General features: G+C 38.7%; 26 protein-coding genes. 6 read left to right on the plus strand and 20 right to left on the minus strand.

Annotated features, from left to right (window positions below; genetic code table 11):
- Positions 1–7: 7 nt before the first annotated feature.
- The 13 genes from ACPPVU_RS04900 to ACPPVU_RS04960 form a co-directional block, all read right to left on the minus strand.
- Entirely contained in the window at positions 8–472 is a 465-nt protein-coding gene (locus tag ACPPVU_RS04900; RefSeq protein WP_426670578.1) for a luciferase family protein, read from the minus strand.
- A 1-nt stretch (position 473) separates the two neighbouring features.
- On the minus strand, positions 474–1,391 hold the full coding sequence (locus tag ACPPVU_RS04905) for a hypothetical protein (RefSeq protein WP_426670579.1): 918 nt from the start codon (positions 1,389–1,391) through the stop codon (positions 474–476).
- A 4-nt stretch (positions 1,392–1,395) separates the two neighbouring features.
- The gene (locus ACPPVU_RS04910; protein WP_426670580.1) at positions 1,396–1,899 is read right to left on the minus strand and encodes a hypothetical protein; all 504 of its coding nucleotides are present in this window, start codon (positions 1,897–1,899) and stop codon (positions 1,396–1,398) included.
- Between the two features lie 15 nt (positions 1,900–1,914).
- Positions 1,915–2,841, minus strand: a complete 927-nt coding sequence (locus ACPPVU_RS04915) for a TIGR01777 family oxidoreductase (protein ID WP_426670581.1) — start codon at positions 2,839–2,841, stop codon at positions 1,915–1,917.
- Positions 2,842–2,844: 3 nt separating this feature from the next.
- Complete coding sequence (locus ACPPVU_RS04920) at positions 2,845–3,624, minus strand: DUF393 domain-containing protein (protein WP_426670582.1); 780 nt, start codon at positions 3,622–3,624, stop codon at positions 2,845–2,847.
- Positions 3,625–3,677: 53 nt separating this feature from the next.
- Positions 3,678–4,046 carry a hypothetical protein gene (locus ACPPVU_RS04925; protein WP_426670583.1) on the minus strand — a complete coding sequence of 123 codons (369 nt, stop codon included), beginning with the start codon at positions 4,044–4,046 and terminating at the stop codon, positions 3,678–3,680.
- A gap of 75 nt (positions 4,047–4,121) precedes the next feature.
- Positions 4,122–4,628, minus strand: coding sequence for a GbsR/MarR family transcriptional regulator (locus ACPPVU_RS04930; protein WP_426670584.1), 507 nt, complete (start codon positions 4,626–4,628; stop codon positions 4,122–4,124).
- Between the two features lie 67 nt (positions 4,629–4,695).
- Positions 4,696–5,124, minus strand: a complete 429-nt coding sequence (locus tag ACPPVU_RS04935; RefSeq protein ID WP_426670585.1) for a putative toxin-antitoxin system toxin component, PIN family — start codon at positions 5,122–5,124, stop codon at positions 4,696–4,698.
- The gene (locus tag ACPPVU_RS04940; RefSeq protein WP_426670586.1) at positions 5,117–5,314 is read right to left on the minus strand and encodes a hypothetical protein; all 198 of its coding nucleotides are present in this window, start codon (positions 5,312–5,314) and stop codon (positions 5,117–5,119) included. The genes ACPPVU_RS04935 and ACPPVU_RS04940 overlap by 8 nt, the downstream gene beginning before the upstream one ends.
- Positions 5,315–5,380: 66 nt before the next feature.
- A complete protein-coding gene (locus ACPPVU_RS04945; protein ID WP_426670587.1) occupies positions 5,381–6,937 on the minus strand; it encodes a hypothetical protein in 1,557 nt (518 codons plus the stop codon).
- Entirely contained in the window at positions 6,938–8,782 is a 1,845-nt protein-coding gene (locus ACPPVU_RS04950; protein ID WP_426670588.1) for a glycosyltransferase family 2 protein, read from the minus strand.
- A 112-nt stretch (positions 8,783–8,894) separates the two neighbouring features.
- Positions 8,895–10,937 (minus strand): cellulose biosynthesis cyclic di-GMP-binding regulatory protein BcsB, encoded by a 2,043-nt coding sequence (locus ACPPVU_RS04955; protein WP_426670589.1) that lies wholly within the window; start codon positions 10,935–10,937, stop codon positions 8,895–8,897.
- Positions 10,938–10,950: 13 nt separating this feature from the next.
- Positions 10,951–12,297, minus strand: a complete 1,347-nt coding sequence (locus ACPPVU_RS04960) for a sensor histidine kinase (protein ID WP_426670590.1) — start codon at positions 12,295–12,297, stop codon at positions 10,951–10,953.
- 70 nt (positions 12,298–12,367) lie between these two features.
- Between ACPPVU_RS04960 and ACPPVU_RS04965 the strand changes: the two genes are divergently transcribed.
- The 3 genes from ACPPVU_RS04965 to ACPPVU_RS04975 are packed head-to-tail and all read left to right on the plus strand — an operon-like array spanning position 12,368 to position 14,540.
- Positions 12,368–12,937 (plus strand): glycoside hydrolase family 5 protein, encoded by a 570-nt coding sequence (locus ACPPVU_RS04965; RefSeq protein ID WP_426670591.1) that lies wholly within the window; start codon positions 12,368–12,370, stop codon positions 12,935–12,937.
- A 23-nt stretch (positions 12,938–12,960) separates the two neighbouring features.
- Complete coding sequence (locus ACPPVU_RS04970; protein ID WP_426672178.1) at positions 12,961–13,500, plus strand: glycoside hydrolase family 5 protein; 540 nt, start codon at positions 12,961–12,963, stop codon at positions 13,498–13,500.
- 59 nt (positions 13,501–13,559) lie between these two features.
- Positions 13,560–14,540 carry an acyl-ACP desaturase gene (locus ACPPVU_RS04975; protein ID WP_426670592.1) on the plus strand — a complete coding sequence of 327 codons (981 nt, stop codon included), beginning with the start codon at positions 13,560–13,562 and terminating at the stop codon, positions 14,538–14,540.
- A 113-nt stretch (positions 14,541–14,653) separates the two neighbouring features.
- Here ACPPVU_RS04975 and ACPPVU_RS04980 read toward each other — a convergent pair whose 3' ends face one another.
- A complete protein-coding gene (locus ACPPVU_RS04980; protein ID WP_426670593.1) occupies positions 14,654–14,986 on the minus strand; it encodes a hypothetical protein in 333 nt (110 codons plus the stop codon).
- 79 nt (positions 14,987–15,065) lie between these two features.
- Between ACPPVU_RS04980 and ACPPVU_RS04985 the strand changes: the two genes are divergently transcribed.
- The 3 genes from ACPPVU_RS04985 (at position 15,066) to ACPPVU_RS04995 (ending at position 18,381) form a co-directional block, all read left to right on the plus strand.
- Positions 15,066–15,962: a YitT family protein gene (locus ACPPVU_RS04985; RefSeq protein WP_426670594.1), complete on the plus strand. Its 897-nt coding sequence runs from the start codon at positions 15,066–15,068 to the stop codon at positions 15,960–15,962.
- A gap of 58 nt (positions 15,963–16,020) precedes the next feature.
- Positions 16,021–17,043, plus strand: coding sequence for an aldo/keto reductase (locus tag ACPPVU_RS04990; RefSeq protein ID WP_426670595.1), 1,023 nt, complete (start codon positions 16,021–16,023; stop codon positions 17,041–17,043).
- Between the two features lie 423 nt (positions 17,044–17,466).
- A complete protein-coding gene (locus ACPPVU_RS04995; RefSeq protein WP_426670596.1) occupies positions 17,467–18,381 on the plus strand; it encodes a BamA/TamA family outer membrane protein in 915 nt (304 codons plus the stop codon).
- Between the two features lie 174 nt (positions 18,382–18,555).
- Here ACPPVU_RS04995 and ACPPVU_RS05000 read toward each other — a convergent pair whose 3' ends face one another.
- The 6 genes from ACPPVU_RS05000 to ACPPVU_RS05025 all read right to left on the minus strand — a co-directional run bounded on the left by ACPPVU_RS05000 (position 18,556) and on the right by ACPPVU_RS05025 (position 22,748).
- Entirely contained in the window at positions 18,556–19,038 is a 483-nt protein-coding gene (locus ACPPVU_RS05000) for a nuclear transport factor 2 family protein (protein ID WP_426670597.1), read from the minus strand.
- A gap of 378 nt (positions 19,039–19,416) precedes the next feature.
- Positions 19,417–20,079 carry a DUF1349 domain-containing protein gene (locus ACPPVU_RS05005; RefSeq protein WP_426670598.1) on the minus strand — a complete coding sequence of 221 codons (663 nt, stop codon included), beginning with the start codon at positions 20,077–20,079 and terminating at the stop codon, positions 19,417–19,419.
- Positions 20,080–20,271: 192 nt separating this feature from the next.
- Positions 20,272–21,039 carry a DUF4846 domain-containing protein gene (locus tag ACPPVU_RS05010; RefSeq protein WP_426670599.1) on the minus strand — a complete coding sequence of 256 codons (768 nt, stop codon included), beginning with the start codon at positions 21,037–21,039 and terminating at the stop codon, positions 20,272–20,274.
- A gap of 19 nt (positions 21,040–21,058) precedes the next feature.
- Complete coding sequence (locus ACPPVU_RS05015) at positions 21,059–21,826, minus strand: M15 family metallopeptidase (protein WP_426670600.1); 768 nt, start codon at positions 21,824–21,826, stop codon at positions 21,059–21,061.
- 64 nt (positions 21,827–21,890) lie between these two features.
- Positions 21,891–22,094: a hypothetical protein gene (locus tag ACPPVU_RS05020; protein WP_426670601.1), complete on the minus strand. Its 204-nt coding sequence runs from the start codon at positions 22,092–22,094 to the stop codon at positions 21,891–21,893.
- A gap of 117 nt (positions 22,095–22,211) precedes the next feature.
- A complete protein-coding gene (locus tag ACPPVU_RS05025) occupies positions 22,212–22,748 on the minus strand; it encodes a hypothetical protein (protein WP_426670602.1) in 537 nt (178 codons plus the stop codon).
- Positions 22,749–22,762 lie beyond the last annotated feature (14 nt).

The raw sequence follows: 22,762 nt of genomic DNA on the forward strand, positions 1-22,762 counted from the left end.
TAATAGCTCAAATTGATTTAAAGGTTGGTAGTGAGTCCGAACTTCGAACTCCTGACTTAACTACCAATCTTTCATACCCCATCCGCAATAGTTTTAAAGCATATTCCTTATCATCAGCATTATGCATATAAAAGCTTATCCATCCTGTATTTATAAAGGAATGGTGATGCTCTACCCTACCCACTTGCATTAATGATTGTTTGACCGATCTGCTCAGCAGCATATCAAGCAACCCATTACTATGGATGTGGCCAATTTCTTTATCGCGATAGTTAAATTGCATACCTCCATATTTATGAATAACGGAGGTGGTATTTTCCCATTTCAAAACTTCAGCCTCAATTTCATCCATCCAGTCAAGTATTTCAGGCTTTTTGATCAATACCCAAAGTTTTAGCCAGCCATCAAATGCCCAGCCTAACGTAGGGACGGATTTTAAAAAGCCGAGATACCTGGTTACAAACAGAAACATACTACTTAACTTCGCTCAATTCTTTGATATGCTGCATCACCCGCAGGTGTACATTGCGGGTAATACTTTGCGCCCATATATCGTAATACCATGTCGGGAAAACATAAAGCTTATACCAGCTATTGCCGGTAAGCGTAGTGGTGCCGTTTCCATTATCCTTTAATAAAAATTGCCCCTGTAAAATATCGATGTGTCCCATTATCTCCGGGTCGCGTGGCTGATTGGTAACTGCAAAGGTGAGATTCTTATTCACATCATAGGTCACTATTTTCTCGTCGAATGTATAACCATTGCTGAAGATACATTTGCGTTTGGCGCCCAAATAATAGCCTTCAACGGTCGACTCAACCGGACTGGGCATACCGACCTTAAACAACCAATACTTATTCTTTTCCTTTATTCTTTTAAAGGCGACTACGTTTTTCCAAACCAGGTTAGCCGGCGCATTAACAGTAATCGTGTCAGACACTATGTTTTCGTAATGATGCTCAGATGCAGAGTCGATAATAAAAACAGCTATCATTAGGCCGATAATACTTATGTTGATAGTGGTGTTTTTCCGCCTAAACATTGCTCTTCCTAAAAATGCTCCGGATATGACAAATGATAATACTAAAGGTGATACAATAATCAGGCAAATCACACCCTCACCTAAGAAAATTGAGCTGAGAAGAATACCTATGCAAGCATTTATAATAGATTTACCAGCTAATTCCGCCCCTCTATATTCCAAATCGCGCCAAAACCATGCACTAATGATCCCTATCAACATGGGAATAATAACAAATTCTGAAAAAATAAAAGTATTATTTACGCTATTGGGAGAAGGGATCAGGTATTTATTGGCACCAATTATGGCCATTGCAGTAAGGTTGGATACTAAATACCCATTTACGTGCGGCGTGAAGATCTTTTTCATGTTACTAATTGTGAAAGGTTAAATTTTCGGTTTGAATATATTCTAATTTTTTGGTGTATCGATAACATAGATAAAGCGGGATTATTCCAATCACGCCAAACGCACAGTCGACCAGTGACCAACCCACTGGGATATGCCTTATCGGGCCGACAATAAAAGCGAGCGGTAATATGGCTGCACAGGCGATCATGCCGAATTGCAATACCCAAATATTTCGCACAGGATCACGTAATGGGCCGATAAATGTTATAGCGATAATAATATGAGCGAAAGCCAGCCAATCGGTGCCGTAGCTCAAATATGGATAATTGGTGTTGGTGATTTTTACAGCGTGGTAAACGGTATTGATCCAATGCTGCAGGCCAGTTGAAACTATACCTGGTTTGGCTATAAATGCAAGCTCGGTTTCAATAGGGAAAGCAGTTATACCGCTTAGTACAAGACCTGCGATGAAAAAGATTAGCCATCTTTTTATCCGTACGCGCAAATGTTGTTCGGTTGTTTTCATATATGATTGGTTAGGTTAAATTCTGATGCTTAGCAGATCGTCTATAGCATGTTCTGCTTTGGTAAAAAGGAAATCATAACCTGAGTCGAGAAGACGTTTAGGTGTAACCCAGCGACTTTTTAATATCAGCTCAGTTTCTGTACCGATCAACCTTGCCCCGATTTCTAAAAGCCAGGCCGGAGCAGGTAAGCCGATAGGCATCCCATATGCTTTTTTAATCGCTAACATCAGATCTTCATTTTTAATAGCTTCAGGTGCGGTGCAATTAACCACGCCATTTATTTCCGGGTGTTGCATTAACCATTCTGTACATCTTGCAGCATCCTGTTCATGTACCCATGATACATATTGCTGTCCGTTGCCCTGCTTACCGCCTAACCCGAACTTTACAAGATTAAGCAGTCTTGGAAATACGCTATCTTTTCTACCTAATACAATGCCCATCCTTAAAGCTATTTTCCGGGTATTCACATTGGCATCAGTAAAAAAGGCTGCTTCCCATTGTTTACACACATCAATAGAAAATCCGTACCCAATCTGCCCTTTTTCTTCATCCTGTGCAAAATCCTCAGCGTGACGGTAAATAGTTGCGGATGTTATATTGATCCAAAGTTTAGGAGGAGTATTTAACTTTCCTACCACACGGTTTAATAGCATGGTTGGGATCACTCTTGAACTGATGATCTCTTCACGATTTTTTGGCGTATACCGGCAGTTGACGTTTTTACCGCAAAGATTTACTAAAAGTTCAGCGCCTTCCATTTCTTCAACCCATTCACCTTCATTTATGCCATCCCAAATCAAAGTCTTAATATTTTTCTCAGGTGCTTTGTATTTACGGCTTAATACAATCACTTGTTCGGCTAATTCAGCATAATAGGCTGCAAGTACACTGCCCAGGTAGCCATTGCCACCTGCCAATATTATTTTTTTATATTTCATGGCTCAGTTAATTAAGAGTATCAGTAAAAGAAGTGCTGCACGGTAGAGTACCCATGTGATGGTTAATGTCCAGCCCAATTGCAATAATTTGGTTCTGCGGATGTGCTCTAAAAACATAAATCCGGCAACCATCATGAAATAAACTGTGTACAAAATAGGTTGATGACCCATCCAATGTGCTGATAGCAAAACAATGGCTAGCAACAATGAACCTGCGAAAGAAATGGTCATCATGTTACCGAGATAATCCCACTTCTTTTCTTTGGCTATGAGAGTGACGATCAACCCCTGGAAAAATATCTGACCGCCGCATATCAGGTATTCCCTGTAAGCATTTCCAATCGGCACAACACCAATCAACAAATGGGCATAAGCAGTGAGAATGAAAGATGTAATTGCCCAGGTAAAGAACAAATAAGCTATGCGATACCTAAGCCTGAATGTAGGCTGATACTGAAACTCGCTTGTAACCTTTGCCGGAACAATTACCTTTCTGTTGTAAGATATGAAAGCATAAACCCTGCTCATTAAACTGACGAATGGCCCGAAATTGAAAATATATCTTAATGCAGGAACAGCAGTTGAAAGGATTTTGAAAACGCTTTTAATTCCATAAGTAACTTCACCCGTTTCCTGATTTACCAGGGCTATTTCGTTTACCGCCCGCTGCCTGTCCACCATCGGGCATGCGTTCGGCGCTAATGCCTGGTAGGGGGCGCGTCCCTGTGTTTCCAGCATGCCTGTTTCTACAAAGGCTTTGGTATACAGATCGCACAGGGGCATTCGGCATCGTACAGAATGATGTAGTTCTTTAAGGCTTTCATGAATCTTGTTTATTAAATTTTACTTTCGGTTAAATGTTTTTGGGCGCGGGTCCTCAGCTTAAAGAAGATGGTCAGATTGAGAAAATGCATACCCCCGAGGATCAGGATAATCCATCCCAATTTAAAGCTTAATACCTCAACCACCACCTGGGCGTTAGATATGTTACCGCCTTCCTTAAGTGCAAGGCTCATGTAGCCAAAATTGATCAGGTAAAATCCCACCACCAGCAGTTTGTTTACAGAATCAGCAAGCAAAGCATTGCCATGAAAGATGTCGACCAAAAAGATTCGGCCATTCTTAAATAAAACTTTAGCTACCCAAATGGTTAAGGCTATGCTGATAGCTAAATAAACTGAGTACGTCAAAATAAAATAGTTCATGATTTTGTGATTTAAGTTATATATTATATTAATTGAATTTTCAGTAAAATTTGAAACATATAGAGCAAAAAAATATTATTTGAATACTTTAAGGATAGAACCCCAAAACCAGCTTTCTTCAGCCTTAAGCATGGTCTCTAAAGTTTTATCTACGTTCTTAGCCAATTTATTAATATCGGTAACCGACCGGTGAAAGGTCTTATATTCAGGATCACTCTTATCACCCTTCACATTAGCCAACTCATCAAGCACTTTGATAACCGGATCAAGCTCTCTCTTACGGCGCTCTTTGGCTACCTGGCGTGCAATATTCCATGTATCTTTTTCAGCATAAAAATACTCTTTGCGTTCGCCCGGTTTATGGCGTTTTTCAACCAATCCCCAGTTGATCAGGTCACGTAAGGTCATGTTGGCATTACCTCTTGATATTTGCAAAGTCTCCATGATCTCCTCCGTAGTCAACTCGGTTGGAGTAATAAGGAGCAAAGCATGTACCTGGGCCATGGTGCGGTTAATACCCCATTCAGATCCGAGTTTCCCCCACGCCTCAATAAACTTTTGCTTTGCCTCAGGTAATTCCATATACAAAGATAAATAAGTTTTTAAACTTTCAAAATATTTTGAAAGTTTATTTTAAGATGATACGACCTTAAGGGTTAAGTATATTTTTGTATTGCTGCTCGAACTCGTCGTAACGTAATACTGCAATTTGTGGGAATTGGCTATTTTTTATTTGATGAATATGACGATCATTACTAATAATATAATCACACTGACCTGCTATATAGGTATCAATAAACTTATTATCGTCTTTATCATTTTCAACCAGCTGCCACAAATATGAAGGGTTTTTAAGAATAACGTTTGGTAGTAGCAATAGAAAATCAAGAGAAGCATCTGTCTTTTCAATTCCATACCTTGTTGTAATCTGCTCCTCGTATTCTGTTATAATTTCGTTGGATACAACCAAATCATATTTGTTTTGAAGTAATGACTGATAAATCCAATTATATTTAAAATTGGGTGCAAGAGAAACCAGGAAAATGTTGGTATCTAAAATGAGACGTAGTTTACTCATCAAGCCAGCGATCAAGATCTTCTTGTGTGATATTCTTTTCTTTTATCGCTTTTTGAATATTTTTTTGAAGTTTACCTGAAAAATACTTTGCCAGCAATTCTTTAATTGCCAGTAGATCTTCTTCTTTTGGCTGAAATGAATAAATATTTAAAAGCTCTAACTGTAAAGCACTTAATTTTTGACTTTGCATAATGCGTTTGCTTTTAACAAAAATACACAATTTCTAAAGAAACAAATAACTTTGGCTTAGTGCTTACTACAACACCTTATAAAGCACCCAGTCGTTAGTTTCATAAACCCGTTGCAGGTTCAGGTTATCGTCTGAATGTTTAATTGCAGGTATATACTTATTATTTAACTGTGTGTACCCGGTAAGAGGGTTGCTGTCAGTAGCGATCAATATATAATTTACATAGTGCTCAGGCGCTTCACTGGCACTCAGGTAGGTTTCCTGGTAAGGTAATGTAAATCGTTGGGCATTATGGGTAAATGCAATAACAGGGTAGGCAATAGCATCGTCCATCAAAATTTGTGCATTTGGTGGCAAGCCATTTATAAAGTCTGCCATTTCCATATTATCACTTTGCTTGTCTACCGGTGCCGGATTAAATAAGATCTTCACAAAATCCTGCTCCTCAGTTAGGAATGATCTTCTAAGGAAAACATACCCCATCACTAGTTGAAACACGATGATAACGCTCAACAGGATCTTTACAGCTATCTGATTTTTTTGCTGATGCGCCTTAAATATGATGCATAGTAAGGACAATACCAGGAAGATCAGGAAATACTCTTGCGACAGAAATATTTTATCATACTTGATCTGCAGGAACTCTACAAACGCAAATGGCGTTGCAATAGTCAGGATCTGATAAGTACTTTGCCTGAAAAGGTAGATCGCCATGATGATCATCGGGCAAAAAAGTGCGATACTGGCAGTTACTATTGGCGATATCTGTGATGTATGATAATGCGCGAAGCTGGTTGCCTGCTCAAAATTCAGCTTGTCGATCAAAACTGACCATGTCGCATAAGGGCTTTCCAAAAAATAGTCAAGGTCATTGGCATGCGTCAGGTTAAGCATTTTGTAGATCGCAATGGACGCAATCGGCAGAACGAACAGGATAATATAAATAGCAAACGTTTTGTTAATCAGTTTACGGCGTAGTGTCGGACTGTTAAAGCTTTGATATAACCTGAATATCGTTTCCTTTTCGCCAAGGTTAAGACTTTGGGTAGAAATGAAAAGCACCAGCGGAATAAAGAATAGAGTAAGCCAGATAAACTTATAATCACAAAATACCAGCACCACCACACATATACTCGCAATAGAAATATGAAACGTAGTATTTGACGAGTAAAACCGGATGATATGGAAAAAGAACAAGTAAAAGAAAATAAGCACCATGTAGATAGACCGCCCCGAACAAGCGCTATATAACAGCCCTGGATGAAATAAAAACAACGCAACGATCAGGAACAAATAAAAGTCGTCACTGGTTCGTTTTATCAGCGTATTAGCCATAATATAGAACAATATGGCCGTGCCTAATGCCGAGGCTATTACCGGGGCGAGTAAGCTATTTATTACCGAGAAGAAAACCGTTCCGTAAAAGGGAAGCACAGGCGTAGTTAGTCCCATCACCTTTAAACGATTACCTAATCCTTCAAAAAGTATTTTGCTTTTTTCTATGTAGAAAAGAGACTCATGGTTATAATAGCCCAGTTTATTTAAATAGATGCCCATTAGCAGGTAATAAACCGCTATGAATACCGTGATTAGTATGAGATATAAGTGTCTTCTATTTCCCATTTAATTAATGACGTTTGTTGCACTATTTACTTTACTCAAACCATGATTTGTTTTTTCCCAGTAAAATGGTTTTACTACCAGCTGATATAATCCCATATATGCCGCTGCCGAATGCATTAACCAGTATATCGGGTTGGCGATAGCAAACAGGATCAGCTCGTAAAAACGGCGTTTAAATACGGCCATCATATTTACATAGATCATCAATATATTGCCAACCATCAGGTTAAATATGGACATGAACAGAACCCAATCCGGAAAAAGCGTTTTTATCGCATTTATATTAAATACAACGTAGGCCAAAAATATAAACAACAATATTGGGTATACCAGGAACGTAACAGGCGTTGCTCCAACAAAGAAATTAAAGCCTATAAAGCCTTTCCAGCCAATTTTTTTGATCAATTTGGCAGGATTACGCATATGTACCAGGTAGGTCTGCATATAGCCTTTGATCCATCTCGAGCGCTGACGTACCCAGTTAAACGGCTCGTTATTCGCTTCCTCATAAGTAGTTGAATTTACCAGGGCCACCTTTAGACCTTTTGCGTATGCACGCACGCCTAAATCAGCATCCTCAGTCACGTTAAACGGATCCCAGGCGCCAAGTTCAATCAGGGCATCCAGTTTAAAATGGTTGCTGGTACCACCAAGCGGAATAGGGATATCCAATGTATCCAGGCCAGGCAGCATATAATCAAACCAGTAGGAATATTCAAGAGTAAACATCCTTGTCAGAAAGTTCTCGTTCCGGTTAAAGTAGTTGAGTGCACTTTGTACACAAATATAATTTTCGGGAAGTTTTTCAAACAGGGCCACTACTTTTTTAAGCTGATCGGTATCCGGGATATCTTCAGCATCATAAATGGTTAAATATTTACCACGCGAAAAGTGCAGACCGTAGTTACAAGCTTTTGGCTTGGTTTTAGGCATGTGAAAAGGCACCACGATTACTTCAAATGTTGCCGGGAAATCAAGATTGCGCACCGCATTTAAGGTGAGGTCATCATCCTCTTCTATTAATAACTTAACATCAAGCTGCTCGCGCGGATAATCAAGGCTTTGCAGGTTCCATATCAGCTTTTTGATCAGTTTATCTTCTTTATAAACCGGTAAAAGGATGGTATATATTGGTAATTCGCTGTCCACCACAGCTTTTACTTCATCTTTAGTAACTGCCTGGTGTAATTCAAAACGCGAGCCTACCAATGAAAGAAATAGCTTAAAAATGATGGCTATAAGAAAGAACGAACTCATGGCCACATTAACGCCAATAGTTATCGTCTTAAAGTCAAAAACCAAGCCTATTGCCAGAAACCCGAGAATAAGAAAAATGATTACTAATTGCGGCGTGGTAAAAGTAACTAATGCCGAACTATCCGGATCCCGGTTTAGTAACTCAAAAACAGCTGATTTAACATATACATCGCCTCTCAGTTTATGGCTTAGCCAGGTTATATCAAGGTCATCAGCTACTATGATCTCCGGCTCGAGGTTATAGGTCATCCTGATAAAGTCAATGAACAGCCTGTCTGTAGGGTCAGCCATCAGTGTTACAACCTTTCCGTTTTCGATACGTAAGGGCAGGGCCAGGTGTGCATCTGCAAATATCAGCTCTATGTTATCAAGCACATCATTATCATATCCCTCTTCCCTGACGGGTTTAAAGGTATATCCTGCGTTTAGCATCGAACGTGCGTAGTTCTTGCGGGATATGTAGCCATAGGTCAGCGCTATTTTAATAAACGATAGCTCTGTTCTGACAGAAAATTTTTCGATCTTTTCCCGATCAGCTGGCGTAATAAAACCATCATTAACCAAAAGTTCAGGAATTGAAATATTCATTGTGCTGTATAAAATTATTGACCGGTTAATAAGCAACCCCGGGTAACTGTTTAGTATACCTAAGGCTACTTAATTGACATTGGTACTCAATGTCTATTTAACTGTTCGCTATTTATTCATTAAATAACTCCTGTGATTTTTGAACTTTTGAACGTACGTAAAGGAATGACATTAATATCAGCACAAGTATGCCAAGCAGAATATACAGGTTATAGTTTTCCCAGAAACGTGTTAATGAAGTCTTGGTATCTATATACTGGAGGTTCTCGCTTGATTTGTTGATATTGAATAAATATTTGTCGCCGTTTACATCTGATACACAAACGTTGCTTGATAACGTAGACAACTGCTCTGTAATAGATTTTGAAGCAGCGGTGAAAGCACCTGCCGGATCATCGCCGGTAGCTGTTAAAACCAGCACTGCATTATTGCTGCGACCGTAAAATATTTGTGCAAGTCCGTTGGATACTGAATCGGATAATGAATAAACAACCTTATTATTCTCGTTATTTAATAACCTGAATTTCTTGTTAAACTTTATCGGTGCATCATGCAATTTGTCCATCAACTGATCATGCTGCGATAAAAGCGCAATAATGTTGTATTTTTTCAGATCAGCGTCTGTTATATTATCTGAATAAGAAAACTCAGGGAAATTATTGGAGTTGATATTATTATTCAATTCGTAAATAATTTCGCCCATTGCAGTTGCTGCAAATCTTGAAAATTCTTTAGTTACGATTACCTTGGTAGTACCTGTGTTAAATGCCTCAGGATATTGGTAGAAGCTCAAGTCGTTAGTAATAAACGGATTTTTCGACTCCAGGTATGATTTGTCCACATCAATTTCGGCAAAGAAATTGGTGAACGCGTTGATACAATTCCCGCTGCTTGGATATATCCTGAATTCAGCCTCAACGGTATTGTATTTGTGGTGTTGGTAACGGTTGATGCTTACTGATGTGTTTAATTTCCCAGATGCATCAAGCCTTTCACTGCTGATCAAAGCGCCATTCAGGTAGATATTAAAATAACCACGGTCGCCAGGCGATAAACTGCTGTAATTGGCTACAAAATGCAGCTCCACTTCTTTTGGTGTAAAGCTGAAATCGCTGTTTTTGAAACTGTATACATTGGTTAATGAACCAATACCCGACATAAAGTTAGGTGCACCGCCTACCTGGCGCAAGGTCAGCTTCGACCTGTTTTCTTCAATACTTCTAAAATAACTGTTTTCTGCCTCGTTAATCAATAAAAACTCACCGAAAGATGAATTTAATATACTCATGTTTCCAAGGGTAGTGATCGCTTTACTATAACCTGCATCATCGCCGCCGGTTACAAATAATACTTCGCCGGGCTGGCTAACTTTAGCGCTCAGTTTAGAAGTATCCTGGTATGAAACAAGCGATTTGCTTAAGTATAATAATCCCTGACCTGCCTCAGGAGTAGTTTTTAACAGATCTTTTTTATCTATAGGAAGGTTGGCTAAAGTACCAACAATGATATAGTTTTTAATACTGTCAGGAAGCTGATCAGTCTGGAAAACTTTGATATCCCTGTTCATTGCCTTTTTTAGCCTTGCATATGCCCATGCTACTGCTTTAAGGTCGTTCAGGCTTGGATTTGCAGGATATACAATAGCTCTTTTTGATTCGAAGCAATTGCTCAGATTTACATTTTTAAAGAAGTTTTCATTGGTTTTAACCAACGACAGGTATGAATAATCTTTTACCTTCACCCACATCGCCGGGTTATCAAGGTCCTTACACTTATCATCCGATACGGTAAGCAGGGTCTTAACCTGTATCTTAAGAAACTTATCTGAAGTAAGATCTTCAGGAGTTAAATTAATAATGATCTTTTCAACAGAATCCTTAGTAAGGCGTGCACTATAAACAGGCCTTTCATTAATAACGACATTAACAAAAGAGTGATCTTTTATTAACGCCTGTGAGGGCTCAACATATAAAACCAGTTTGCTCCCTTTCATTTCAACAAGCGGGCTTAGCTTTAAATAGAATGAACTTGCTCCGATCATCCCATATATGGACTCATCATCATGTCCCATCGACTTGAATGATACAATGCTTTGCGCTATTGATGCAGTACTTAGTAGTAATGCAAGAGCTAAAAGGCGTAAAAATTTATTCATTTTGTTCTAAATATTAATTAATCACGTTGAATTCTACTCTAAAATAATTGCCGTTTTCGTCGCTTCTGTAGTCCATTATACCACCCATTTCCTGGGTCATCAGCTTAGCAATAGAAAGGCCAAGCCCAAGCCGGCTTTCGATATTGCCCGAAGCGTCGTTTAGAGTTTTTAATTTATTGAACATCATATCCAGTTCTTCCTGACCTATAGCAATCCCTTCATCCATTATTTCAAATATGAACCTTTGGCGTTGCAGGCTGGTAATTACTTTTATATTGTTATTTGTTTGCGAAAACTTAATGATGTTTGATAGCAGGTTCTGAAATATCTGACCGGTAAAAACACGGTCGAGCTTAACGTTAAGAGGCAATTTCAGGATATTATCAATCAGGTGGATATTCTTCATCTGGGCAGTCTCAATTAAGCCCCTGTATACATGCTGTACTTCAATGTTGACATCAAATATCTCCAGGTTGAATTTCATTTCTGCAGCCTCAATCTCACGTACGTCCATCAGTTTATTCAGCATATATTGCATTTTATCGGCCGAGTCGCTGATGTATCCTACAAATTCTTTCTGGTCATCACTCAGGCGCTCTTCCTCGTCTTTAACCATGTTATTACTCATGATGATTGAGCCTACAAGGTTCTTAAGGTCGTGGCCTGCTATATTGATAAAGCTATTTTTCTGTTCGTCCAGTTTACGCAGTTTCTCATACTGCATATCAATAATGTTATTCTTTTCGGTAATGTCCCTGTTTTGTGATTTTAACTGTTCGTTTGATTTTTCGATCAGTATCTGCGAGCGCACATCGCGCATGATCACTTTATACCTGGAATTAGGAATAAGACAAGAAATAACAGCGATAATAAAAAAGTACTGTCCGCCATTATTAATGAAAATGTCTATGCTATAATCGCTGAAGAGGTTGAAAAATAAAATAAGCAGTACTACAGATATTAAAGTTTGAATAACCGAGTTAATAGGTTCCCAAAATACCTGCAGGTTAAAGAAAAGGATGATAACCGAATATAATAGAAAATATACGTTCAGGTCCTGCGTACGTACAATTGTACATAACAACGCACAATTAGCTGACAGCAGAAATAAGGATAGATGCAGTAATATCCTGTAGTTATAATGTTTACTCTGGAAAAAATTAAATAAGATGTAAATTATCAGTACGATAATAATACGGACAATGAAGAATTGAAGCCATATATCCGGTGCATATATAAAATCAATAATGCTGAAAAGGGGATACATGAATATGATTGTCCATATCACTATATTAGCCTGGTACCAGGCTTTTTTGGTAACCTCTTTTAAAAACTCTTCTTTGTTAATTTGAACAAACATTATAATAGTTTTCTTAATTATAATAAGATTAAATCAGGTGTTGATTTAGTCGCTAATAAAATAAAAATAAGTGAAAAAAGTACGGTATCCTACATTGTTTATTAACAGGTTGTTAGAATTAACTGTACTTTTAACGTTATTCACTATATTTAGTTGCAGCGCACAATCAACTGCCAACCACACCTCTATTTTTAAAAAAGCCCAAAGCCTTGACAATGGTATCAGTGTTTCCTGGCTCGAACAAACCTGGAACAAGAATATCTTGGATGAGCCTGTCATTAACCCTTCTGATTTTCAATTATTAAAAAAGCTTGGTTTTAAAAGTATCAGGCTTCCTGTGGCTTTTGAATATTTTCAGGCTAACAATGGTTCTATAAATAAAGTTATTGAACGTGTGGACGAAATCCTCAAGCTCTGCCATTTATACGGATTTAGGCTTATAATTTGTTACCACTCAGGTAATTTAAATGAAAATACTTATGTGGCTGAAACACCGAAGGTTATTCAGTTGTGGGATGTCCTTGCGAAACGGTACATTAACCAAAATGCTGATAATCTATTTTTTGAACTGTATAACGAACCGCCGCACATGAACCCCGATAATGGAAAGATGCAGCTTTCAACATCATTTCGGCGATAAGGAAAATTGACAGAAACCGCACACTGATAGTTGGGGCATCTAATTTTAACAGTATTTATGAATTAAGCCGTACAGCGCCTTTCGCGGACGAAAATATCATTTATACATTCCATTTTTACGAGCCTTTCTTTTTTACGCATCAGGGTGCAGCATGGGTTGGCAACCAGGCTGCTACTATAGGTGTGCCCTTTCCTTATGATGAAAAGAGTTTCCCGTCGCTGAACCCTAAAGCTAAGAATACATGGGGCGAAACGAATTATTATCAATACCGTAAAGACGGGAACGAACAATCGGTAAGAGATAAATTGCAGATCGTGAAAAGTTGGGCGCTCAAATATAATGTGCCTCTTTTATGTGGCGAATACGGGGTGTATAATAAATATGCCGATCTGGATAGCCGTTGCAGGTATATTAAAGCGGTACGGCAAAATTTAAATTCGATGCACATCCCTGGAATATTATGGGATTATAATGCTAATTTTTCGATATTTGATGGAAAGCCTTCAGTATCCAACCTTCCTGATTGTATGAAAGATGCGATAGGTTATGTCACAAAAAAGTAATATCAAAGCTTTGTAAATTACTTGTTTTAAATAGTTACCTTTGTATACTATAATAAATTATGATATTTTTTGAAGAGAAGCGTAAAGAGGTGATGAAGCATATTGAAAAATTTATGCTCGAAAAAATCAGTGAGTACCTCAAGCCGGTTGATACCATCTGGCAACCGTCTGATTTTTTGCCTGACGCGACAAGAGAAACCTTCTTTTCAGAGATCAAGGAATTACAGGAAAGTGCTGCCGGATTATCTTATGACCTGATAGCTGTTTTAATTGGTGATACCATTACTGAGGAGGCGCTGCCAACTTATGAATCATGGCTTACCATGGTTGAAGGTGTTTCTAAAGATGAAGAAGGTGGCTGGATGAAATGGACCCGCCATTGGACATCAGAAGAAAACCGCCACGGAGATCTGCTTAACAAATACTTATTTCTATCTGGCCGCGTAAATATGCGGATGATGGAAGTATCCACACAATACCTCATAGCTGATGGTTTTGAGATCGGCACAGGCCGCGATCCTTACCGCAACTTTATTTATACCTCTTTCCAGGAACTTGCAACCAACGTTTCTCACCGCCGTGTAGCCTCACAGGCAAAAAAGGATGGTGATACCCTGCTGTCAAAAATGTGCGGTGTAATAGCCGGGGACGAAGCCCGTCATGCTAAAGCTTATAAATATTTTATCGAGAAAATATTTGAAGTTGACCCTAATGAGGCCATGATCGCTTTTGAGGATATGATGCGTAAAAAGATTGTAATGCCTGCCCACTTCCTGCGCGAAGTTGGTTTAAAGGTAGGACAAACATTCGGCCACTTCACTGATGCCGCCCAGCGTTTAGGCATATACACAGCTATAGACTATGTGGATATCCTGAAGGAACTGATAGACGACTGGCATATTGAAAGTGTTACCGATCTTACCGAGACCGGCGAAAAAGCCCGCGATTATATCATGAACCTTCCGGACCGCCTATTACGCGTTGCCGAAAGAATGAAAAATCCGATGCTGGAATATAAATTCAGCTGGATAAACGGGTAGTGAAGTTCTAAGTCTTGAGTTCTGAGTCTTAAGTCTTTTTTATAACGACTTCTGACTTTCGACCGCAGACTTCTAAATTCCGAAATCCGCCTTTCGAAATCCGCAATCAAAAATTAACCTTCCTGTATCAAATCGGTTCCATCTTTTCCTGCAACATGTTTAAACAGGTCATTTAGTATGGATTCTATAGTCAGTGAGTTCACATCATCAACATAATGCTCACATCGCGTAATATGTAATTCGGCGCCTTTAACTGCGATCTTATATAAAACATCTTCAGGATATATTTCAGGCTGTGATATTTCAATGGTATTATCGCCCACCTTTTCAATTTTAAAATCGATGTCCGCCTGCCTTTGCTCTTTAAAAAGAGTGTTCAGTTGCATCTGCAAATGATGGAGTAACTCATCAATTTTAACGCGGTTATGCAGTGTGACGATCTTCATAATTATATCTTTATATTATTACAACCAGTAAAAAAAATTGTTTCGTAAGTGTTATCTTGACAATGCATAAAAAAGCGCTATGGTCACGAGAAGAAGAATTATCAGCATATACCTTAGGGTAAAGGGTAAACATGTTGGCGGGAGTTTTGTATTGATTATCCTGGGTATCTTGTCCGCAGCGATGGGTTTGAAAGGATTTTTGCTTTCGAGTAAGTTTATTGATGGCGGCGTAACTGGTATATCGATGCTGACTGCCGAAATAACAGGAATACCCTTATCAATATTAATCTTTGTTATCAACATACCCTTTCTTATTTTGGGTTATAAACGGTTAGGTATTTTATTTGCTGTGAAAAGCACAATGGCAATTGCCGGTCTTTCACTTTGCCTGGCCTTTGTTCATTTCCCGGATGTAACACATGATAAATTGCTAACAGCTGTTTTTGGTGGGTTTTTTATAGGTGTAGGTATAGGCCTGGCCATCCGGGCCGGGGCAGTATTGGATGGCACCGATATAGCCGCCTTACTGGTAAGTAAAAAAACACAGTTACTGAAAGTAAGCGACGTGATATTATTGCTCAATGTGCTCATTTTTTCGGCTGCATTATTCTTTTTAGGTGTAGAGTCGGCCCTTTATTCTATCCTTACCTACCTGGCTGCTACTAAAATGATCGATTTTATTTTAACAGGTATCGAACAATATACAGGCATTACAGTAGTATCAGTTAAGGGAGAAGCTATCAGGAAAGCGATCACAAAAATGGGTCGCGGTGTAACGGTATATGAAGGTAAAAGTGGTTATGGAAAAGACGGTCATGTCAATGACCCAAGGGATATCATTTTTACCGTGGCCACACGATTTGAAATTCCTGCTATAAAAAGAGAGATATTGAATATTGATCCGGCGGCTTTTATCGTTCAGCATAGTGTTGACAATACAACCGGTGGCTTGGTTAAACGACACGGATTACATTAAATTTGCCTTTATTAAAACAATTGCAATCACACCTTTTTATAATAACATCTACTAACATATGAATTACAAATTACTGGGCCGCTCGGGCCTTAAAGTTTCAGAACTATGCCTGGGAACAATGGGCTTTGGCACCGAAGGCGGATGGGGTGCTGATAAAGAGGCAAGCTTTGCCATTATGGATGCCTATGCCAATGCCGGCGGCAATTTCCTGGATACCGCGAACATGTATAAGCTGGGTACCAGCGAGAAGATCATTGGCGAATATTTAAACAACCATGACCGTGATTACTTTGTGCTGGCCACAAAATATACTTTGAAGGATAACACCACAAACCCCAACGCATCCGGCAACAACCGTAAAAATATGATGCGCAGTGTGGAAGAAAGTTTAAAACGCTTGCAAACTGATTTTATCGATGTGCTTTATCTGCACATATGGGATGACCTAACTCCGATCGATGAAATAATGCGTGGCATGGACGATCTGGTTAGACAAGGGAAAGTAAACTACATAGCCATCAGCGATACACCTGCATGGGTGGTAGCCAAAGGCAATACACTGGCCGAAGTAATGGGATGGAGCCAGTTCGTAGCACTGCAAGTTGAATATAGTTTAATAGCCCGCACGCCAGAACGGGAGTTGATACCTATGGCTAAACATTTCGGAATGACGGTTACTCCCTGGGCCCCGCTTGGCGGAGGTGTTCTGACCGGCAAATATTTAAAAGGAGATCAGGGCAGGATAAAGCCCGAAAGCAAAAGGTTAAATGATAAGGCAGTTGAAATTACCAAAGTAGTAGTTGATATTGCTGATGAACTCGGTGTTTCAGGAAGCCATGTAGCCTTAAAATGGACGATGCAGCAAGGGTTTTCCTCTATTCCAATTGTAGGCGCTACCAAACTAAGCCAGTTGGAAGACAATCTGAAAACCATTGATGTTACCCTGACTGCCGAACATTTGAAAAGACTGGACGAAGTCAGCGCCATTGAATTGGGCTTTCCCGGCGAATTCTTCAGAGAAGAAGGTGTGAAGACCAATACCTTCGGTGGGTTTTATGATAAGTTGGAGAAGAGGGGTTAGACAGTAAGATGCCTATCTGTATCCAAACAAAAGCGGGCATAGGCCTGACAGAAAGCGGCCCGGAAAGACTGCTGACTTGACAATAATTTCCACGCTCAATGATTCGTTGCAAATTATAAGTTGCAACCTATTGTGGTTATTAAATTGAGCCTGTACCTCCAATTTCTCTCTACTTTTGATTTTGTTAAATCGGCCCTCCAAAAATCGTCACAACAAGGCCAAAATGCCACGCGGGGTCAATTTATAATGAACTATCAAATGGTATAAGATGAAGCAAACGCCCTTAATATTTTTTTTTTATTTTTTCATACGTATGCATTTTGTCAAACCCAGACGGATAGTATACCGGCACAAAAAACAAAGGAAAAGAATATTGAATTGCGGGTGATGCCGTATTTGGGTTACAACCGGAACCTTCAATTTATGTTTGGAGCTATTCCGATGATGATGTATAAGGTGAACAAGCAGGATACGGTTTCACCTCAGTCATTATCGGGACTCATGGCTATTTATACTACCAACGATTCCTATTTTATTGCTGTTTTTAACAGATGGTACGTAGCAGAAGATAAATGGCGCCTTAAATTGTTTGCTCTGACGGGCAATTATACTTCGCAGTTTTTCGTCGATGACGTGGATGAACCCGATTTTTATGATTACGGCACCAAGACCTCAATTATCAGCATTGGCGTGCAACACAAAATTATAAAGGGGTTTTATGGCGGGGTATCTTATACCTATGCCCATTACAATACTGTTTACCAAAACAACATAGCGCCTTCCAGTGTAACCTATACCAATGGATTGGCGCTGGATTTATTGCGTGATACCCGCAACGCGGTTTATTACCCCACGCAGGGAGACGAATTTAAATTGAGTTGGACAACTTATCCGGAATGGTTCGGTAATGCTGTTGTCGCAAACAGAATTTCCCTTGAGTTGAATCAATATATCCCTACACGTGATAATAATGACGTAATTGCGGTACGGCTTTTCGGAAAATTTGGTTTAGGAAATATACCATTTGAGCAACAAACTACGCTGGGCGGAACAGATATAAGAGGATATTCAGACGGCAAGTACCGTGGGGATGGTTTGATGGACATCCAGGGTGAGTATCGTTATAACTTTGGCAAAAAAGTTGGACTGGTGGGCTTTGCCGGGCTAGCCACTATTTATGGTTCTGACACGGAAAGCTTTAACTGGAAATTATATCCCGGTGCAGGAGGCGGTTTTCGTTACAACCCGTTTAAAAAAACAAAATTTAATGTGGGTGTGGATGGTGCAGTGGGGAAAGGCGATTATGGGATCTATTTCAGGATTGGAGAAGCATTTTAGTAAACGTTTACAATTGGTGATCTATGTGCCTGATGTATTACCCACGAACATTTACTTTAAACCACATCACCTGCGGGTATCAAAAATGATATCGGGATATTCGGGCGTATGCTCAAAATATAGAAGCCCCCTCTATATGAATAGAAGAGGCTTTCATTTATAAAATTGAAAGATCTATTTCGATGCCTCTATAAAAGGCGTTTGGTCATAATAAGAAAGTTCCCTGCCTATTTTCCCATCCTTATTAAATTCATCAAACAGCACCATATAAACCTTGGCGGCTTTCTTAGTCTTTTTATTGACTGCTGTTATAAGCCACCATGATTGTACAGTAAAAGGGTCCTTTTCATATTCCAGTCCGTCGGGATAGCCCTGTTTTGTAACCTTTATTTGCTCCCAATCATTATAAATATTTGCCCATCCTTTTTTTTGATCTGCTAAACTGATAGCCTTAGTGCTCGATGGATCGTAAAACTTGGCGGTATCTGCATAAAGCTTGGCCATCCCATCCCAATCCTGTTTCAGAAAAAGATCGTTTGAGTTGTTTACAATAGTAATGTAAGGATGCTCTTTATAAATAGTCCCGTTTTTTTGAGGACCCTGTGCAAAAACGCTGCAGGCAAGCAGTGTGAATACTGCGATAAGTAGTTTTTTCATGTCTTTTGAGATTAAATTATTAAGTGATTAATGTGTATACATATATAAGAAAATAAATATATATAAACTAATTTAATTATCTGATTATAAAAATGTTATAGATATATAATTTATTTATTATTGAAGATTTTGTTCAGTGTGCTGTATTATTTAAAATAATACAGGTTTTTATAACAAAAAGAGGCTGTAAGGATAAAGCAGAATAGTTATTTTTATTTACCAACTCTAAATCTGTATGACAAACCTCATGACATTGATAGCCGACAACCAGGCTTTTCATTGAGTTTGATGGCAAAAAGGATTACAGCTTTGATTATTTAGCTGATGTAATAAAACACTATAATCAACAGGTTGTCGAAAAGAGTAAATAGCAGGATCTTATTCGCCGGTATATGGGTCTTTGATCTTTTTGGTTGAATAGGTGATATTTGAGAACGTTACTTTACAATCTTTCCCGGTTGGAGATTGCGCCAGGAAACCTAATTTGATAGGTTTGGTAGTATTAAACTGTAAATGCCTGATCAGGAACCATTTTTTACCATCGGCAGAGTAATATAAAGTGATCACATTATCAGCTTTTGCGATCTTGTAAAAAACCTGGTTCCCGGTAATGGCGACTGAATTGCAATCGTCCGAAATATCTTTGGTTACTACACTCACCACCCTGTGCATGCCGGTATAATCCTTTTCGAAACAGAATTTTATCCAGTTCAGTTTATCTGCTTCCAGTACAATTGCACCGCCATCCCATTTACTTAAAAAATCATGATGGATCTCTGCTGTCAGCACAAAATTCGGATCGGCGATAAAAGATAATCTTGGTGCATTATCCGTGTTATAAGTAACGTTCGGATCACGGAACATATCTGTTTTTTCACCCGCCTCAATAAAAATACTTCCCGGGTTTATTTTATAGCTAACGGGCTTGTTGATCCAGGATAAAGGATGCGGAATACCGGAGAATTTAATACCAGTTTGCGCATGCGAACCAATGCAGGTAATTACACATAAAATAATAGCTATCAGAATTATTTTTCTCATGTGATTTTTGTTTAGCTAAGCCAGTGTCAAGTCAATAGTCTTTAGTCGTAAGTCGGATTTTATCAATTTATTTTACTTAGAACTCAAGACTTTAGACTCAGGACTAAACGTCAAATCTTAATTGACACGACACTGGTTTAATGAAATATAATCATAGTAATCTTTTAATCAGTTTAATCATGGTTCTGACAATTAGTCAAATTTTCTCAAATACTGCGGCGTTACCAAGTCGCCATACCATATATTGGTGAGTTTATCCGTAGTGAACCAATAATATCCGGCAGCATATTGCAAAACCTGTAAATTTTGCGCCGGCATAAAGCTTTGTGCCAGTAAGAACTGCTTTTTATGCTGATTGTTTTCCACCACATCCATCACGATAAAACAATGCCCCGGCGAACCGCCATGAATAAATACGTCCCCGGCTTTTAACTTATTCGGGTCTGCTACTTTGTGCAATTCTTTTTCTAAGGACAATGTACCGGCATAAGAAAAAACCAATTCGATATAGCGCATAAAAGTTGGATAGTTGTAATCCTTTTTTGCTTTTAATATCCAATGGCCATTACTATATCGGTAGCCATTGGCATAGTGTATATAATCGCACTTAAAGCCGCTGACAAAATTAAAGCTGATCTCATTAAACCGTTTGGCCTGGTATAGGTACTCACCCCGAAGCCGCATTACCACATCGGCACATTGTTGTAAGTCCTGTTTACCTACACTGATGTCCACCACCGCAGCGGTTTCAATGTCAGTTCGAGCTATATCTCCGGTATAGGTTTTGGTGTGAGTGCCTGCGGGTTTAAGCGGTAGTTTCTGAAGCCATTCGGCAAAGCTGCCCTGTACAACTTTTTGTTGTGTATACCCCGCAGGTATCGGGAAACGTGTTAATACATTATCAGGAGGATTGAACGATGAAAGCAGGCATAGGCTCAGGATGGCTAAAATAGATTTCATCGGCTTTAGGTTTTGTTTACTAATTTATCAATTCGGGCCGGTATTCAAAATGCATGGTATCAAAATGGTACCATTTGCCGCCCCATATAAATCCGTATTTCTCAAATATGTCCACAATAGTTTGCGGTATCCTGTTTTTGTAGGTGATCGCAGCATCTTCATTAACGCATTTGCAGCTCCATTGCCAGTAATCAGAATAGGCGGTGTTGATATCGATAGTCATCCCGAAACTGTGCATACTATGCCTGTTTGTTCCGTTAATGTTGCGCCATGTAAAAGTGCCGCCAATATTGGTGAGATATTTTTTTAATTCGGGATGCTCATCCAGCTCCTTTGATATCTGGGCCAGCTTTTTGTCAATCCCATTAACTTTTGTCACGGTGATCTTTTGACCAACCAGTTTAGGGCACCAGGTTATTTCGGTTAAGTGCTGTCTCACTTCTTTTTCTGTCGACCCATATATCTTCATAAAAAACGCCTCATTCCTTACCCTGCCCGGATCAAAATTTTTAGTGGGAAGTAATGTAAATTCGCCGGTCGTATATTTCTGGATGAACATGTCTTTGAGATCAGGTTTTTCCAACAAATCTTTAAATGATTTATTCTTTATGCCATCGTCCCAAAGCAGCTTTGTGCCATCTTTAAAGATCAAGTGGTTGTCGGCAAATCCGGTAATAAAATCAGGGTAGCATTTGATGAGTTTTTTTGCACCCGCAGGCGTGGTATCTTGAGAAAATGTGCAAGCAGTGATCAATAAAATAGAAAGGCTCAGAAATATTCTTCTCATGGGGTTTACGGAAGAATAAATTTAAGTAAAATTTAATGGATTGATCGCAGGTGAGTTTATGCGTTTAATTAATAGCTTTCTCTGACCATCTAGCAATCAGATGCGCGTCTTGCTCAGACCAGGTAGAAACCAGGAGTATATTTTTCTTATAAGATGAGCCTTGCTTTTTAAAGCTTTCTTTTTTACCTATCAATTGATCAATAAAATCCCTAACCTGTTTTTTAGAAGCAGAGTCAAGGGAATTATATTTTGACAGGATATTGTCCATAAGCTATATCAAATTTAAGGAAAATAGATTTGATTTTTAATGAAGAATTAGTGGAAATGTATCTTTGAAAGGAACAGGCATACGGCATTTACAAAACTTCGTATGCCTGGATAATGTTTACCTCGCGACCTTGTCAAAGCCTATCTTATCTTTCAAAATGTCACATATCTCAGAATAATTTTCATTATCAACTTCAGCCCGGTTAATTGTAAACACTATTGTGCTTGAGTCTTTGGCTATTAAGAATATGGAATCTTTGAAAATAATATATGGCTTAAATAATGACCAGGATAATTTGTATAACTTCTCCTTATCTTGATATTCAATTTCATTTTCAGAAAAAGTAAAAGTGCAGGCCATTGCTTCTTTTTCAAAGCGTTTTGCATAATTCCTGCTTTTATTAAGAAATTTAACTCTTCTTTCATAAAACCCAAACCACCTTAAAAGAACATAAAAAAGATAGCCGGAGATTATTCCAAAAGCAAATGAGGATTGATCCTTTGTACTTAAACTTATGATAAATAATATAATAGCCCATGCACCGAATATGGCGTGTATTTTAACAAATTTTTTATTTGAAAATGACCAAATGTTTTTTCTACTTCTTAGAAAGTTATCGGGATCGAATAGAATAGTAATTGTTTTTTCTTGCATACAAATGTGATAAG

It is taken from the genome of Mucilaginibacter sp. McL0603 (assembly GCF_049992945.1).
Taxonomy (GTDB): domain Bacteria; phylum Bacteroidota; class Bacteroidia; order Sphingobacteriales; family Sphingobacteriaceae; genus Mucilaginibacter.